This window comes from Leyella stercorea, from assembly GCF_019052365.1.
Lineage (GTDB): Bacteria > Bacteroidota > Bacteroidia > Bacteroidales > Bacteroidaceae > Prevotella.
The window spans coordinates 1-351 of sequence record NZ_JAHQUY010000200.1 but is presented as its reverse complement, the minus strand read 5'-3'; the positions used below and the strand labels follow the sequence as shown (position 1 = coordinate 351).

At 41.9% G+C, this 351-nt stretch carries 1 protein-coding gene; it reads left to right on the top strand.

Going from position 1 to position 351, the window contains the following annotated elements:
- The coding region (locus tag KTQ90_RS13620; protein ID WP_217318866.1) for a hypothetical protein at nucleotides 1-194 on the top strand (194 nt) is incomplete at its 5' end.
- Nucleotides 195-351: the final 157 nt, after the last annotated feature.

Sequence of the window (351 nt, the reverse complement as noted above, 5' to 3'; positions counted from 1 at the left end):
ATCGTATGACATATAAAACGTATGACATGCAGGAATACATTTTTGTTCATCCCGAGGAATGGTATTCTATGTCCCCCATTCTTCGGGATTTATTTGTTTCATCCTTTGGACATAGCGAAAAACGAGCCGTTCCTTGGAGGCTTTGCGCCTCCAGCCACTTGGGCGAACCACCGCAGTGTTTTCAATGGTATTAGGTTTTATTCTTTCCAAAACATTGTGTCCACAAAGACACAGCAAGGTATGTTTCGAGTTACTCGAAACCTTTTGGGTTACTCCCAAAAGAACTTGCCTGTCGGTGATTTGTTCCTCCGTAGTCGGACAATTAAGATGGAAAGAACATATAAAAAAGCA